This is a genomic window from Streptomyces sp. NBC_00454 (genome assembly GCF_041434015.1).
In the GTDB taxonomy this organism is placed as follows: Bacteria; Actinomycetota; Actinomycetes; order Streptomycetales; family Streptomycetaceae; genus Streptomyces.
The window spans coordinates 372,014-385,728 of sequence record NZ_CP107907.1; the positions used below are offsets into that span (position 1 = coordinate 372,014).

Sequence of the window (13,715 nt, forward strand, 5' to 3'; positions counted from 1 at the left end):
CTTCCGGATCCTGCCCGGCCCGCGACGCCCGGCAAGAGCCAGGCAAGGCATCACGGGTGCCTCCGGATGGTGCGGTCGGCCCATCCGGGGGGACCATGGAAGCCGAAGCGCCCACAGACGCGGGAGGCAGGCCAGGGCCAGTGTCAACGGACGGCCCGCGCGATGCCGGCAGGTGGAAGGAGAGCCTGCGATGAGCGCAAGTGAGGGGGGTCGGGCTGAGGCCGGCCAGCCGGAAGGAGGTGCGCCGCAGCCGAGCGGCCTGATGGACCTCCTCAGTGTCGCCGCGGTGCTGCTGGACGCGGATGGGCGGATCGTCCTGTGGAGCCCGCAGGCCGAGGAGCTGTACGGCTACACCGCCGAAGAGGCGCTGGGACAGTACGCGGCGCCGCTGCTCGTCCGAGAGCAGCACTGGGAACTGTTGATCGAATTGTTCGCCCACGTCATGGCGACCGGTGAGAGCTGGGCCGGAGCGTTCCCCATTCGGCACAAGGACGGCAGCACTCGCCTGGTGGAGTTCCGCAACATGCGGCTGCTGGACGACCGCGGCGACTTCTACGCCCTCGGGCTCGCCACGGACGAGCCGACCTTGCGCGAGCTGGAGCGGGATATCGCCCTGTCCACCCGGCTGGTTTCCCAGTCCCCCATCGGGCTGGCGATCCTCGACACCGATCTGCGGTACGTGGCCGTCAACCCCGCCCTGGAGCGGATGCACGGCATACCCGCGAAGGATCACCTCGGCCGCCACTACCGCGAGATCATGACCGCCGCGAAGTTCGGGGTGCCCGAGGCCGCGATGACGGAAGTCCTGAAGACCGGGATTCCCATGGTTGACCAGTCCACCATTGTCGGCCACACACCTGGCGACCCGGATCAGCACGCCTGGTCGATCTCGCTGTACAGGCTGGAGGATCCCCAGGGGCGGGTTCTCGGGGTGGCCGACCTGGTAGTGGACGTCACTGACCGGTACCAGGCGGCCATGGCGGCTGCAGAGGCCCGGCGGCGCCTGGCCCTGATCGCCGACGGCTCCGCTCGGATCGGCACCACCTTGGAGGTGGAACAGACCGCCCGTGAGCTGGCCGAGGTCATCGTTCCCGAGCTCGCCGACGTGGTCGCGGTCGATGTGCTCGACTCCGTCCTGGACGAGCACCGCCCTGGTCCTGCTCCCGGAGACGGCCCGGCGTTCTTCCGCGCGCTCGCTGTCAAAGCCGCCTATCCCACTGAAGCGGCCCAGGCCGCCGATCCGCCCGGCACGATCGCCGCCTACGCCGCCGACCGCGTGGCCACCGAGACCGTACGCACCGGCCGGCCACTGCTGATCGCCCACGCCGACGACAGCGATCTGGCGCGCATCGCCCGCGACAGCCACTCTGCCGGCCTGCTGGCCAGCGCCGGCGTGCATTCCTACATGTCGGTCCCGCTCATCGCACGCGGCCAGGTCCTCGGCTTCCTGGGGCTCACACGGGCCCGCAACCCGGTGCCCTTCTGCGAGGACGACCTCGCCCTCGCCGTTGAGCTGGCTTCCCGTGCCGCCGTGTGCATCGACAACGCCCGCACGCACCAGAGCGTGCGCAACGCCGCCGAGACCCTGCAGCGCAGCCTGCTCCCCAGCCACCCGGCACATCTTCCCGGTCTGCAGATCGCCTCCCGGTACCGGCCCGCGCAGGCCACGTACGAGATCGGCGGCGACTGGTACGACGTCCTCCCCCTCGATCACGACAAGACCGCACTCGTAGTGGGCGACGTCATGGGCAGCGGCATCGACGCCGCCGCCACCATGGGCCGCCTGCGCACCGCCACCAGCGCCTTTGCCGACCTCGACCTCAACCCCGACCAGGTCCTCCAGCACCTCGACAAGATCACCTCAGGGCTGGAGCACTACATCGCCACCTGCGTCTACGCCGTCTACGATCCCCACCGCGCCGAGTGCCGCATCGCCAACGCCGGCCACCTGCCGCCCGTCCTCGTACCCAGCGGCAAGCACCCCGAACTCCTCGGCCTGCCCACCGGTACCCCGCTCGGAGTCGGCGGCGTCCCCTTCGAGACCACCACCTTCGGCCTCGGCCCCGGCGACCAACTGGTCCTGTACACCGACGGGCTGGTCGAAACCCGCCACAACCCCATCGACGAGCGACTCGAAGCCCTCCTCGACCTGCTCGACGTGCCTGATCGTTCCCTGGAAGAGACCTGCGACCGGCTCCTGCGCGAACTCCGGCGTCCCGACGACCCGGATGACGTCGCCCTGCTCATCTGCCGCACGCAGCCCTTCGCACTCGGCACCGAGCCCCCTCAGCGGTGATCCTCAATGCCATCCCCAACGAGTACTGTCCGCCGTTCATGGCGTCCGCGTCGGTCAGTGGGTGCGGAGACTGCTGGTGTACACGTCCGTACGGTTCTGTGGTGCGTCGGAGTTGGCTTCGGTGAGCACCGCCCGCACTCCCTTGCCGTCCGCGACCAGGCCTTGGTAGTCGCCGAGGAAGTAGCCCCCGGCGAACGGCGCCTGCAGCCAGTCGAAGACCCGTGAGATCCGTCGTTCGGTCCGGAGCTCCGGGTTTCCGTCCGGCAGTGTGGCCAACTGATAGGCGGTGGGCAGGGTGGTGGTGTCGCCCGGCTTGAGGAAGCGCAGGTCGTAGTAGGTGAGAGCGACCGTGCCCCGCTCGTCGACCGCGATCGACGGGGAGAAGGCGGGCACGTCCTCGGGGCTGATCAGCTCGGGGGTCCCCCAGGTACGTCCGCCGTCGGTGGAGCGCACGAGCTGGACGGAGTCGAACCTGCCGCCGGAGAAGTCCGAGCCCTCGTAAGCCATGTACAGCGCGCCCGACTTGGGGTCGACGGCCGGGCTGGGCAGGGTGGCCGCGGCGCGCAGCGGTTTGGTGGGGTCGTTCGGGTCGACCTCCGGGACGGAGGTGTCGCGGGCCACCGTGGCCGGGGCGCTCCAGGTTTCTCCGGCGTCGGTGGAGGTGACCACCTCGTAGCGGGCTTCGGTGACGGTGCCCAGGTCGTCGGCGTAGGTGATCCGGTCGTAGAAGTCGTACAGGGTGCCGGTGCGCCGGTCGACGACGATCGCATGGCCGATGGTCTGGGTGTTGGGGACGGCGCCGGTGTCGACGAACCGCCGGGCCTCGCTCCAGGTGCGGCCGCCGTCGCGGGTGAGGGAGATGTAGCCGGGGCCGTCGAGGGAGCTGGGGCCGGGCGGGTCGTTGTAGAGGCGGTCCCAGACCTGGTAGGCGGTGCCTTCGCGGATCGGGTCGGCGGTGATCGAGGGCTTGTCGTTGAAGAACGGCTGCTCGTCGACGTGGGTGGTGGTCAGGTTCTGCCAGGTGCGGCCGCCGTCGTGGGACGTGGCGGCCAGGAGGGCGCTGCGCGTACTCCTGGTGAAGTCGACGCCTTCCCCGCTCGCGTACACGGTGCCGTCCGGGCCGGTGCTCACCCAGGGGTCGGAGGCCCGCTCGTAATCCGCGCCGCCGGGGGCGCACAAGCTGAACGGCAGCGTGCTCCGGTGGAAGGTGTGGCCGTCGGTGGCCCAGGAGGCCACCAGGCCGCGGGCGGCGCCATCGTTCCAGCGGTCCTGCTGGTACACGGTGACCACGCGTTTTGGGTCGCGCGGATCGACGGACAGGTACGGCTCGACCTCGGTGCCCGGGTAGACGGTGCTCTCGGGGGAGATCGCGCCGATGGTGCAGTGTGCGTACGGGTCGCCGTGCGACACCTTGACCAGTGGTGTGCCGTCGGGGTTCCGGTCTGCCGCGGCGGGGGTCGCGCCGGTGACCGTGACGAGCAGGAGCGCGGCGGTGGTGACGGCGGTCAGGGGCAGGAAGACGCGGCGCATGCGGGATCTCCTCCGGGCCTGTCGGCCGGGGTACGGGACCGCCGTCATCGGGGCGGCCTGGGGCGCGGAGGCGTACCGGAACGCGAGGGTGGGGCGACTCCTTTCGCTCCTTTTCGGCGTGGCAGCCGGTGGCCTTGATGGGCCGAACGACGGAGTCGTCCCCTTGGTCGTCCCCCGGGGCCGTCGAGGGGCACGGCGGAGCCGACCGGCGGGTGCACCGTGCCGGTCGGCTCCTTGGTCGTGCTGTTGCTGCGCGCGCTGTTACGGCGCCGTCTCGTAGGTCCCCGGAGAGGGCCGTGGGCGTGGGCCACGTGCCGGTTGGCGATGCCGGCGGGGTAGGCCCAGGAATACAGCCAGGAAATGCGAACGACCTCGTCGGTCACCGGATGACGACGTGGCCGACGCCGTCCAGGACGGCGGTGAGCTCGGTGTTCAGGACAGCGCCGACCGCCTCGAAGCGGTGATGGCCTTGACTTCGAGACGGTCGGCGCCCACCACAGCGCGTGCCGCAGTGTCGGGACGGGCGCGGGCGAGATCCACCAACGGTGACCGAGCGGTCAAGTGATCGCCGGCGTGGTCCCGTCAGGCAGCGCGCAGTAGTAGCTGGCGTAGGGGCGTGCAAGCACCTGTCCGCCGGCGGCCGTGCAGTCGTCTCTGGAGATGTTCGGAGACGAGGCGGCCCCGGCGCTGACAGCGCCGACGGCGCTCATGCCGGCAAGGGTCGCCGTGGCCAGGGCGAGGCCCAGGAATCTTCGTATGCGCATGACTTCCTCCTCCTCTCAGGCGCCTTCGTTCGGCCTTCGGGAAGGACAAGTCTCAAGACGACGGCGCCCTCTTACTCAGCATGGGCGCTCCGCATAAGGCCCGCGAGGCGAGGTCTGGGCGCCGCGCCCGGGCGGTGACTGCCCGGCTCCGGAGAGGCATGAGGTCACCGACTTCGACCGGCCGCATCGGTCCGCCGTGTGCGCGTGCGCGGCGGTAGAAGCCGGGCAGCGTCGATGTCTTTGGCGTCGAGACTGCCCACCGGGGCCGCGTTGTGTCCGGGCGGGCCGGGGGTTGAGGAGGAGACGATCCGTCTAACGCGGTTCGTAGGCCGCCGACCGGCAGGCACCGGTCGCGGCGCCGCCCGCCACTCCGGCCCCGGTCAGCCCCGTCACACAACTCTGCAGGTCTCCGACCACGCCACGGCCACAGGCCGCTGCGACGGAGTCGGAATCGGTGGCACCGGCCAGTTCGGCCATCTGCGTGCAGGCGGGGATGTCCGCCCGGGCCACGGGAGCGGCGAGTACCGCGCCGCCGAGGGTAAGGGTCAGGCCGGTGAGCGCACCGGCGATACGGGTCGACGTGCGCATGGGACGTACCTGCCTTCCGGGTTGGTCGCGCGGTCCTGGTCCCGGCGGGCCGGATCCACGCGGTGGGGCCGCCTGGCGACGCTCGGTGAGTGGTGCCATCGGCCGGCGGGCTCACAGACTGCCCGCACGCTTCTGCGTCGCTTCCGTGGATCCGCACCGGGACATGGTCGCCAGGCCGAAGGAGCGGGCGCGGACCGGAGGAGACGCACTCGGACCTCCAGTCGCGGACTCCTCACTCCAGCGTCGCATCCTCTCCCCCACCCGTCCTGGGCACCCGGGGAAGCGGCCGCGCTGAGTAACTGCGATGGTGCGGAGCGCGCTGGCCGGCCTTCGCTTCCCCGCCCCGCCCAAGGATCCGCACCGACCGCCGTTTTCGCCCTGCCACCCGAACGGCCCAACAGGACGTGCCCCCCACATGGGTGAGAAACTGGCTAGTGCCCCAACCGAGGCAATCCGTGAAAGGGGAACCACATGCGCATTCGACGAATTATCGCTGCCGTCATCGCCACGGTAGCCCTCGCCGGACTCGGCCTCACAGGTGCCGCCACCGCCACCGCCGCCGCACAGAGTGCCCCATCCGTCGTCACCCCTTCTGAGTGCAAGCAGGGCGGCGGAACGGCCGCGGTCAACGACGCGGGCAATTACTGCAAGGGCGGTATGTACGACGGGGAGCAAGTCGACTGAACCCCACAAGGCGCCCCACAGCCACGCGCCGCGGGGCGCTCCTGCGCGAGCGTAGCCGGGAGAGGCTGCGTGATCAGCGTCTGCGTCATCAGTGCTACTCGGGCACCCCAATGCGAACTGGGCCGTGATGCTGGCCCTGGCAGGGGTTGTTGTCCTCTCGCCCAAGACTCCCTGTGGTCCCCGTGATGGAAGCCTGGTGAACGGCGTCCAGGACGCCGTCCCTTCTGCCAGCAGGTGATCCCCCGGATCGCCGTTCCCGAGGGGATCGCCACATACGAGCCGGCCAGGGCGGCGGCGCTCGTCGACGAGGAGCGCGAACGCCTGCTCGTCGCCGTCGGCCGACCTCGCGGGCTGGCTGGGCCCACACTCCAGAACACCCGCCGACGGCCGGGCACACGGTGCTCCATGCGCTGCTCGGCGATACCACCGGGGCGTGGCGAGTCGCCGACCGGCTGGCGATCCCGTCGCACCGCGCGGTCGCGTTCACGGCCGTCGCGGGGTACCTGGCCCGGGTGCCGGTCCGCGTGACCGCCTTCAGGAACCCGGTGGATGCGGACCCGCTGATCCACACGATCCGCGCCCTCGCGCTCGCCGCCTCCCCACAGACCCCTGGCGACGACCGGGCCGCGGCCCGGTTCGTACGGCAGGCCCTGGAGGGCGACGGCTGGCACCATGCCCTGCCGGTCCTGGCCCGCATCGCGCCGGAGGCGGTCGTACGGGTGCGCGACATCTCCCTGACCCACCTGCGGAACGGAGCACGGCCTTCTACTCCTCCACCAGGAGCTTCTGGTTCAGCTCCGCCAGGAGTGGTTTGAGGGACTCGCGGAACTCGGCACTCTCCGACACCTCGTCCTCCGCCCCGAGCGTGTCCGCTGCCGAGGAGGCGTCATCGGTGTCCGGCGGCTCCAGACGCAGCGCGGGGTAGGCGTTCGCCGCGTCCAGGCCCTCAAGGACCTCTGCCTCCGAGATGCCGAGCTGCTCCGCCAGCTCGTGCACGGTGGGTGGGCGCCCGTGCTGCTGTGAGAGTTCCACCGTCGCCCTGGTCAGTGTCAGCCGCCGCTCCTGGAGCCGCCTCGGGACGCGTACCGCCCAGCTCTTGTCGCGGAGGTGGCGCTTTATCTCGCCTACGACGGTCGGGACGGCGTACGTCGAGAACTCGATGCCCCGCTCCGGGTCGAACCGGTCCACCGACTTGATCAGGCCCATCGTGGCGATCTCGGTGAGGTCGTCGAGCGGTTCGCCGCGGTTGCGGAAGCGCCGCGCCAGGTGATCGACCAGGGGCAGGTGCATCCGGACGAGCTGGTTGCGCAGTTCGGCCTTCTTCGGCGCACCGTCGGGCAGCCTGCGCAGCTCACCGAACATCGCCTGGGCCGTGCTGCTGCGGTCCTGCGGGTGCGGTGGGGTCAGCTGCTCGGGGATCCGGGAACGAAGTCGGTCGAGTCCTGCCTCCACGTCGAAGAAGGGCCCGATGGCCTGGTCGGCCTGGTCCACGGCTTCTTCGAGCAAGAGACGGAGCTCAGGGTCGGATTCGGGGTCGTGGGACAGAACAGCCGGATCGGCATCGGACGCCGTCCGTGCCGGGTCGGTGGGGTTGGTGGGGCCGGTGGGGCCGGTCATGGCCGCCCCTCTCCGTCGGTCTGGTGGAGGGAACGGCGGGCCTGGCTGACCAGATTGCGTACCGTGCTCACTGTCACCTCCATGATCTCTGCTGTCTCCTGAGTGGTGAATCCGGCCAGGAAACACAGTCCCAAGGCCTGACGCTGCCGATCGGGCAGAGCGGCGATCTGCTGCAGGGTGCCCTTGAACGACTGCCTGATCACCGCCCAGTCCTCGGACAGCAGTCCTGTCGCAGGCGGATCCACCCCTTCCAATGGGCTGCCCCTCTCGGCCTGACGGCACTCCTCGACCACGCGGCGGATGGCCGTCCGGCGCAGCCACCCGGCCCAGTTGTCCACCGGTGGCCCGCCAGGGCGCGACATACGTTTCCATGCCTCCTCGAAGGCATGCTGGGTCGCGTCGCCGGCGAACTCGAGCGAGACCGTCGCGGCGGAAGCCAGGACCTTGCGAGCGTGGGCGCGGTACAGATCCTCGAACCGCTCGACCGACGACTGCTGCTCAGGTGGGCTCACCACGCTCCCCGCAGGAATCGGATGAAGGGATCGCAGGAGCCTGGGACGGCGGGATCAACAGCTCCCACTCGGTAGCCGCCTGCCCTTGTCCATCCGCGGACCGGTACCGCACATGACCCCCAGTACCCAATTCGCGCACAACGGACACCACAGCTCTCACACGTACCCGCTCCCGGTGCCCGTAGGCGAACGCGCCCACGCACAGCGCACCGAGCCCGGTCGGCCCGGCAACTACGGCCCACCACAACCAGATTGACACGATGACACCCCTCATCCACCTGCGCCGGCAGTTCCTTCCTTCTTGAGTGCAGAGGCGCCGGAAACGTCTAGGCAGTGCTGCGCGATGGGGTCAGCCCCGCTGCCCCGACGGCGTGGTAATCCGCTTGAACCCCAGCCAGGCAGACATGCAGGCTTGCGCCGTGATTGTCGAGCTGGCACCCCTCTTTCTGACCTGGGCCGATGTGGATCCCGCCCGTCATACCTTCGACAGTGCTTCGGCGTCGCAGGTGGTGAGGTCCCTCGGGCCCGCCCAGCGGGTGCCCAGCCGCCCCGAGGGCCCCGAAGGCGACCCGGCGACGAACGACTGGAGCTGGAGCGAGGGCAAGCCCTGGGCGGACGCCATGTCGCAGGCCCTCGCCGAGCACTACGGTCGCTGGACCGTGGGCTGGCGCTGGGCCCACGACGAAGGCGACTTCGACGGAGGACCCGTCGGGAACTGGTGCTGCCCAAAGGACTCCATCACCACCCCGGAGGAGACCCTCGGCCGTGTCACTGCGGCGCTGTGCGAGTGGCGTGAGTGGCTGGAGAGTCTCGCCGGCTGGTTCGAGGAGTACCCGCTGGCACTCGCCGACGTAGCGGACCAGCGGACCCTGTGGGAGCACGCCGCCCGCAACCTGATCCTCCAGGTGACCGACCGCACCGGCTGCGGCAGCGGCTGGTACGGACACTGCCGTCAGGTGCTCACCTGGTTCCTCAGCCGCTGGGACGTCGCACCCGAGCTCGCCGAGGATCTGGTCGAGCGGGCGATCGGCGGCCGGTTCCACAGCTGGATCGCCCCCGAGCCGGAAACGGTCGACGACGTCGCTGAACGGCTCGCGCTGTCGCTCCGGCCGGCCGACGGCGGCACACCTTCCACCGGGCCCACACCGGACCACCTCGAGCGATGGCTCGAGGTGCGCGAGACCGTGTCCTGGCAGGAGGCCCCCGACGGCGGCGGCGACGGACCGGTGACCCCGGCGTGCGACGGCGCCGCGGAGGACATCCGCACCTTCGACGGCGCCCTGGACCCGGACCGCGCCAACGGTCTGCTCGCCGCCCTGGAACTGCTGCGAGCCGACGCGGCACGCGGAGCCTCCCTCGACTTCGAACTGCTCCAGCGCTGGCAGCACCACGTCCTCGGCACACCGCAGCCCCCGCCGTTCCGCGACCAGCCGGCCTTCGCCAAGGCAGGCCGGGAACGCTACGGCATCGGCCCGGACACCCGAGCCCGCCTCGACGCCTGCCTGGCCGAGAGCGCGAAGGACGCACCCAGGCCCCTGCCCCTCACCGCCCGCGCCGCCCGCGCCTATCTCGACGTCTGCTTCTTCCACCCCTTCGACGACGGCAACGCCAGGTCCGCTTTCCTCACCCTCGTCTTCGTCCTCGCCCGCGAGGGCGTGGCGCTCGACGGGGTCAGCCTGCTGCGCCGCGTCACCTTCCAGGCCGACGAGCCCGCAGACGCATTGATCCTCACCCGGTACATCGACAGCCACCTCGCGGAAACTCGACACGGCACAGCGACCCGGTGCCCGTAGACGACATAGGTGGCGAGTCACCACCCGCCCCGGGCAAATCCGATGGCACCGACGGCCTTCGGGCGACAAGACTGCGCCGGTGAACCCCCTGCCGCCGCCGCTGCCCGGCCCGCTCCCTGTGCCCGTACTGGACCCGCGTGCCCGCGACGTCGTTCCCGACTACGAGGGCATGCACGCCCTGGTCGCCGACCTGGTCCTGCCAGCCGGCGCGTCGATGTACGTCATGAGCACGATGGAAACCTCCCGCGAGCTCATCCGGCACTCCTACTACCGGTACGAGTTCGCCACCGTCGCCGTCACGCACTCCCTGTTCGCCCTGGAGCACGTCCTCACCGAGCGCCTTGCCCTCCGCAAGCCGCTCCAGGACCTGATCGAGCAAGCCACCGACACAGGGCTCATACCGGCCGAACTCACCGCCCGAATCGACCGCGGCCAACGGCTGCGCGAAGAGCTCGCACAGGGCGCCATCACCAGTGCTGCCTACAGCCCGCTCGAGGCCATCGAGATGGTGCGTGCCGTCTTCGACACCGTTTCCCTGCTCCTTCGCCCACCGCCTGCGGCAGAAGCGAAAGCCGGGACAGCCATCGACACGGGCGCTGCAGCTCAGCCCGAAGACCGACTCACCCGGCTCTGGGCGGAACACCGGCGCGCGCTGTATCCCGACAGCTTCCGCGGCGTGGACATCGAAGGCGTGGAACTGATCCTCCTGGACGCCGACGTCGCCGGCCTCGTCCACACCGAACTGAACGGCGGACTCGACGACAACGGCATTGCCCTCCTCTGGGCATGCATCGCCGACCTCGACAAGATCGCCCCCCTGATCAACTCGGAGTACTGCGCCTCCTACTTCGCGAAACTCCGGACGATGGCCCAGGTCGCAGCAACACGCCACATCCCCACCGCGATCTGACCCCCGGGCTGGTCACAGCACTGCGGATCACCTCAGTGACCGGCGTGCGGGAAGCGGCGTCCAAGGCGGCGGGATCAATTCAACCGTCAGGACCCGGTATCTCCTGGGTGGGAGCAGAGGCCGCCCTGGTAGTTGCTGTCGTACCAGGCGCCGGTGGCGTCGGAGTCCAGGTTGGTTCGGCCGGGTCCGACGCAGCGGTGGTAGTTGGACCGGGGCCACCGCTTGACCTGGATCCATACGTTTGTATCGGTGGCGCAGTGCTCGTAGTAGGCCCGCTCACTGCCCCTGCCCTCGTTCCAGCCGCAGCCCGCGAGGGAGGTCGTCCTACCGGCCTCGGAGATCGTCCGGGTGACCGGGGCTGGGGCCGTTCCCGCGCTGGCGGAGGTCGGCACCCATGCCAGGCCGCCGATGGCCAGCGCGGCTGCGACGGCGGCTGTTGTGCGGAGTCTTGCCCTCAGGAAGGTCATGTCGCCATGGATATCGGGCACCACGTGTTCTGGAAAAGGGATGTCAGACAAAGCCCCTCGAATAGACGAGCGTCTTTCGGCCGTGCCTTTCGGTACGGCCGAAAGGCCGAAGGCCAGCAGGCCACCTCAGGGGTGCTCGACAACCCGCCCGAAGGCTTGCTTCTGCCCGCTCCGATCACTGGTTGATCAGCGGCCGGCCGCGAGGCGAGCCGTTACTGAGGTTTTCGTCGTGATGTCGGTGGTGACAGGCGGCGACCCCTGCGGTTCGCCGGCGGTGAGCAGTACGAACGGAGTGGGGGGTCTGATTGCTGGGCGGCGGTCGTCCGGCCGTGTCATTGTTCTGGAGGTGGGCCGCGGGGGGGTCTGCCGTCCGTTTGGCGGGGGTACATGGTGGGATCGATCGGTGTCGTGTGCGTGGTGGTCGGGCTTGTCGGTGCGGGGCTGTTGCGGTGGTTGCCCCCCAGAGGGCGCGCGGGCGGCCTGACGGCGGTCGATGTCGCCGGAGTGCGGGGTGGTTCGAAGGCCGCGCTGACAGTGGCTGTCGTAGAGCTCCACCTTGCGGAAGCGATCGAAGTCGGCCGGTCCGGCCGGCTGCGGCGGGTGGTGCACACCACCCCCGGACGTAACGTGACGGTGCTGAACCGAGCCGCGTGGACGGTGTTGGGCCGGGAGATATCGCTGGCTGATGCCGCCGTCGCTCCGGCGGTATGGCGGGCTCGGGAGGAGGTGCGTGCCGAACTGGCCGAGCGTGGCCTGCGATGCGGCCGAGCCCGACTGGCAGCGGCTGGACTGCTGGCCCTTGCGACAGGCAGTACGGCTGTAGCCGTCGCGGTGCAGGAATCCCCCTGGGCGGGTCTGCCCCTGGCCGTGCTGTCGCTCGCCGTGCTGTCGCTCGCCGTCCTGTCCGCCCCGGTGCGGACACTGGCCGGGCACCGACTGCTGCGAGAGATGCGCCGCCTGCATCCCCTTCCCGGTGACACCCCGGCCGGGCCCGAGGAGATCGGACTCCTTGTCGCGCTTCACGGGCGCCGGGCACTGCGTCTGCTGGTGCCTGAGTTCGCCGTCTGCGCCGGTCTGCTCGGTGACCGTGCCGCCCGGGAAACCGTCGCACGAACCGAGGGCAACTCGTACGGCCACAGCGCCCTTTCTGGTGACGGCAGCCTCTGAGAGGGCGCTGCTGAAGCAAAGGCAGTGGGGTGCGTGAGAGGTCGGTGCCAGCCGGACATCCGTCGATGAGGACGGGTCGGAGTTGGATGTGTCTCAGGCCTCGGCGGTGGGTGCGGGTGCGGGTGCGGGTGGCCCACCGTGTTTCAACTGCCCTCATACCCGGCGAAGAAGGCCCAGATCAACCGGCGGGCGAGGAGACCCGACTCAGGTCGTCCTTGCCCCCGAGACCGCCCTCCTCGCAGTCGGCGGGCGTCGATTGGACGCCTCAATGATCGATCTATTTGTCGTGCCGCTTACACCGAGGTCCACGCGCATGGCCTCCCTCATGGACCTCAGGTGGGGCCACAGGTCCTTCATCTGACGCCTGGCCTGCTCGATGGTGTCGTCTGGCCGGGCGACGCCGCCATCGATACGTCGCAGCAACCCGTAGAGGACGCTGATCCTGTCGTTCATGGTGCGGGCCTAGACAAGGACCCTGTCCGAGACCAGCATCTGCGCCTCGTCGTACTGCACCCGATGAGCGTTCACAGCGGTAGCTGCTCTTTCGCGGATCTCGTCCTTAATGGGCGCCGTCATACGCCCTGAGTACGCGCGGGCGTGGCACCAAGCTCATGCGGCGGCACACCAAAAGCAACTGCATTGGGCTTCGCAGCCCCCGGGACCCCGCTTCCTCCCCCGGCACTCTCCGGCGCGAAACGGCATCGCAGTGGCTCACGCCCTTACATGCCGGGCTCGCCGAAGCCGCGTGGGCGAAGCCCGTCTCGGCCGGGGCCCTGCGCGAGGCCGGGCACCCTGGCCGCGTACCCGCACACCTCCCTGCCCGTCTTGCTGCGGGGGACCTCAGAACGCTTTCAGGTAGACCCGTGCACGGCCGTCGCCGACGTCTTGGACGAAGATGGTGACGGACTGGACCGTGGACCTGCGCTCGTCCTGGATGCAGGGCGGGCACACCGAGGCGGTGCGAACCTTCTGCTCGGTTTCCGGTTCCGGTAGTCCGAGGTGGGACCACGGGGTGACGGTCGTGTACGTCTTGGGGTCGCGCGGGGTGTTGGCCCGCAGGGGTTCTTCCGGGCGCAGGTCGGCGATGAACGCTTCGGCGTCGGCCGTGGGTGCGATGAAGGCGACCAGGTAGGTGGTGTCCTGGAAGCCATGTCGTAGGGCCCCCTTGACCTCGGTGGCGCCGGCCGGCGTCTGGACGCGCATGAACCCTGCTGCCTCGGTGGCACCTTGGCCCTCTACCCAGACCGGCCCTCCGCTACGGTCCTTCGGCGAGCCGCTGTTGCTGCCACCACAGGCGGTGGCCGACAGGGCCAGCAGGGACGTCGCCGCTGCGGAAGCGATGCGGATGACGCGGGAGCTCGTACCCTTCACCGGTTCTCCTCCCTCA

The 13,715-nt window shown here is 69.9% G+C and carries 14 protein-coding genes; 6 read left to right on the top strand and 8 right to left on the bottom strand.

Going from position 1 to position 13,715, the window contains the following annotated elements:
• Window positions 1–190: 190 nt before the first annotated feature.
• On the top strand, window positions 191–2,296 hold the full coding sequence (locus OHU74_RS01640) for a SpoIIE family protein phosphatase (RefSeq protein ID WP_371614191.1): 2,106 nt from the start codon (window positions 191–193) through the stop codon (window positions 2,294–2,296).
• Window positions 2,297–2,350: 54 nt separating this feature from the next.
• Here the strand turns inward: OHU74_RS01640 and OHU74_RS01645 are convergent, their stop codons facing one another.
• The 3 genes from OHU74_RS01645 to OHU74_RS01655 all read right to left on the bottom strand — a co-directional run bounded on the left by OHU74_RS01645 (window position 2,351) and on the right by OHU74_RS01655 (window position 5,178).
• Window positions 2,351–3,826 carry a sialidase family protein gene (locus OHU74_RS01645; RefSeq protein WP_371614192.1) on the bottom strand — a complete coding sequence of 492 codons (1,476 nt, stop codon included), beginning with the start codon at window positions 3,824–3,826 and terminating at the stop codon, window positions 2,351–2,353.
• A 557-nt stretch (window positions 3,827–4,383) separates the two neighbouring features.
• A complete protein-coding gene (locus tag OHU74_RS01650) occupies window positions 4,384–4,590 on the bottom strand; it encodes a hypothetical protein (protein WP_371614193.1) in 207 nt (68 codons plus the stop codon).
• Window positions 4,591–4,902: 312 nt separating this feature from the next.
• Window positions 4,903–5,178, bottom strand: a complete 276-nt coding sequence (locus OHU74_RS01655) for a hypothetical protein (RefSeq protein ID WP_371614194.1) — start codon at window positions 5,176–5,178, stop codon at window positions 4,903–4,905.
• Between the two features lie 471 nt (window positions 5,179–5,649).
• Between OHU74_RS01655 and OHU74_RS01660 the strand changes: the two genes are divergently transcribed.
• Window positions 5,650–5,862, top strand: coding sequence for a hypothetical protein (locus tag OHU74_RS01660; RefSeq protein ID WP_371614195.1), 213 nt, complete (start codon window positions 5,650–5,652; stop codon window positions 5,860–5,862).
• A 398-nt stretch (window positions 5,863–6,260) separates the two neighbouring features.
• Entirely contained in the window at window positions 6,261–6,677 is a 417-nt protein-coding gene (locus tag OHU74_RS01665) for a hypothetical protein (protein ID WP_371614196.1), read from the top strand.
• Here OHU74_RS01665 and OHU74_RS01670 read toward each other — a convergent pair.
• Both OHU74_RS01670 and OHU74_RS01675 read right to left on the bottom strand, forming a co-directional pair.
• On the bottom strand, window positions 6,628–7,479 hold the full coding sequence (locus OHU74_RS01670) for a sigma-70 family RNA polymerase sigma factor (protein WP_371614197.1): 852 nt from the start codon (window positions 7,477–7,479) through the stop codon (window positions 6,628–6,630). The two genes, OHU74_RS01665 and OHU74_RS01670, sit on opposite strands and share 50 nt — an antisense overlap.
• The gene (locus OHU74_RS01675; RefSeq protein ID WP_371614198.1) at window positions 7,476–7,991 is read right to left on the bottom strand and encodes an RNA polymerase sigma factor; all 516 of its coding nucleotides are present in this window, start codon (window positions 7,989–7,991) and stop codon (window positions 7,476–7,478) included. Before OHU74_RS01675 ends, OHU74_RS01670 begins: the two co-directional genes overlap by 4 nt.
• Before the next feature lie 419 nt (window positions 7,992–8,410).
• On the opposite strand from OHU74_RS01675, the gene OHU74_RS01680 reads away from it, so the two are divergent.
• Window positions 8,411–9,784, top strand: coding sequence for a Fic family protein (locus OHU74_RS01680; protein WP_371614199.1), 1,374 nt, complete (start codon window positions 8,411–8,413; stop codon window positions 9,782–9,784).
• 79 nt (window positions 9,785–9,863) lie between these two features.
• Entirely contained in the window at window positions 9,864–10,694 is an 831-nt protein-coding gene (locus OHU74_RS01685; RefSeq protein ID WP_371614200.1) for a hypothetical protein, read from the top strand.
• An 86-nt stretch (window positions 10,695–10,780) separates the two neighbouring features.
• Here the strand turns inward: OHU74_RS01685 and OHU74_RS01690 are convergent, their stop codons facing one another.
• Window positions 10,781–11,161 (bottom strand): DUF6355 family natural product biosynthesis protein, encoded by a 381-nt coding sequence (locus tag OHU74_RS01690; protein WP_371614201.1) that lies wholly within the window; start codon window positions 11,159–11,161, stop codon window positions 10,781–10,783.
• Between the two features lie 387 nt (window positions 11,162–11,548).
• On the opposite strand from OHU74_RS01690, the gene OHU74_RS01695 reads away from it, so the two are divergent.
• On the top strand, window positions 11,549–12,328 hold the full coding sequence (locus tag OHU74_RS01695) for a TIGR04222 domain-containing membrane protein (protein WP_371614202.1): 780 nt from the start codon (window positions 11,549–11,551) through the stop codon (window positions 12,326–12,328).
• A gap of 204 nt (window positions 12,329–12,532) precedes the next feature.
• Here OHU74_RS01695 and OHU74_RS01700 read toward each other — a convergent pair whose 3' ends face one another.
• Both OHU74_RS01700 and OHU74_RS01705 read right to left on the bottom strand, forming a co-directional pair.
• Window positions 12,533–12,781 carry a hypothetical protein gene (locus tag OHU74_RS01700; RefSeq protein ID WP_371614203.1) on the bottom strand — a complete coding sequence of 83 codons (249 nt, stop codon included), beginning with the start codon at window positions 12,779–12,781 and terminating at the stop codon, window positions 12,533–12,535.
• A 387-nt stretch (window positions 12,782–13,168) separates the two neighbouring features.
• The gene (locus OHU74_RS01705; RefSeq protein ID WP_371614204.1) at window positions 13,169–13,699 is read right to left on the bottom strand and encodes a hypothetical protein; all 531 of its coding nucleotides are present in this window, start codon (window positions 13,697–13,699) and stop codon (window positions 13,169–13,171) included.
• Window positions 13,700–13,715 lie beyond the last annotated feature (16 nt).

Bases quoted from the DNA above. Each gene is read 5' to 3' on its own strand.
- OHU74_RS01650 (WP_371614193.1), bottom strand. From the start codon at position 4,590: ATGCGCATACGAAGATTCCTGGGCCTCGCCCTGGCCACGGCGACCCTT.
- OHU74_RS01660 (WP_371614195.1), top strand. From the start codon at position 5,650: ATGCGCATTCGACGAATTATCGCTGCCGTCATCGCCACGGTAGCCCTC.
- OHU74_RS01690 (WP_371614201.1), bottom strand. From the start codon at position 11,161: ATGACCTTCCTGAGGGCAAGACTCCGCACAACAGCCGCCGTCGCAGCC.
- OHU74_RS01700 (WP_371614203.1), bottom strand. From the start codon at position 12,781: ATGAACGACAGGATCAGCGTCCTCTACGGGTTGCTGCGACGTATCGAT.
- OHU74_RS01695 (WP_371614202.1), top strand. From the start codon at position 11,549: ATGGTGGGATCGATCGGTGTCGTGTGCGTGGTGGTCGGGCTTGTCGGT.
- OHU74_RS01670 (WP_371614197.1), bottom strand. From the start codon at position 7,479: ATGACCGGCCCCACCGGCCCCACCAACCCCACCGACCCGGCACGGACG.
- OHU74_RS01640 (WP_371614191.1), top strand. From the start codon at position 191: ATGAGCGCAAGTGAGGGGGGTCGGGCTGAGGCCGGCCAGCCGGAAGGA.
- OHU74_RS01655 (WP_371614194.1), bottom strand. From the start codon at position 5,178: ATGCGCACGTCGACCCGTATCGCCGGTGCGCTCACCGGCCTGACCCTT.
- OHU74_RS01645 (WP_371614192.1), bottom strand. From the start codon at position 3,826: ATGCGCCGCGTCTTCCTGCCCCTGACCGCCGTCACCACCGCCGCGCTC.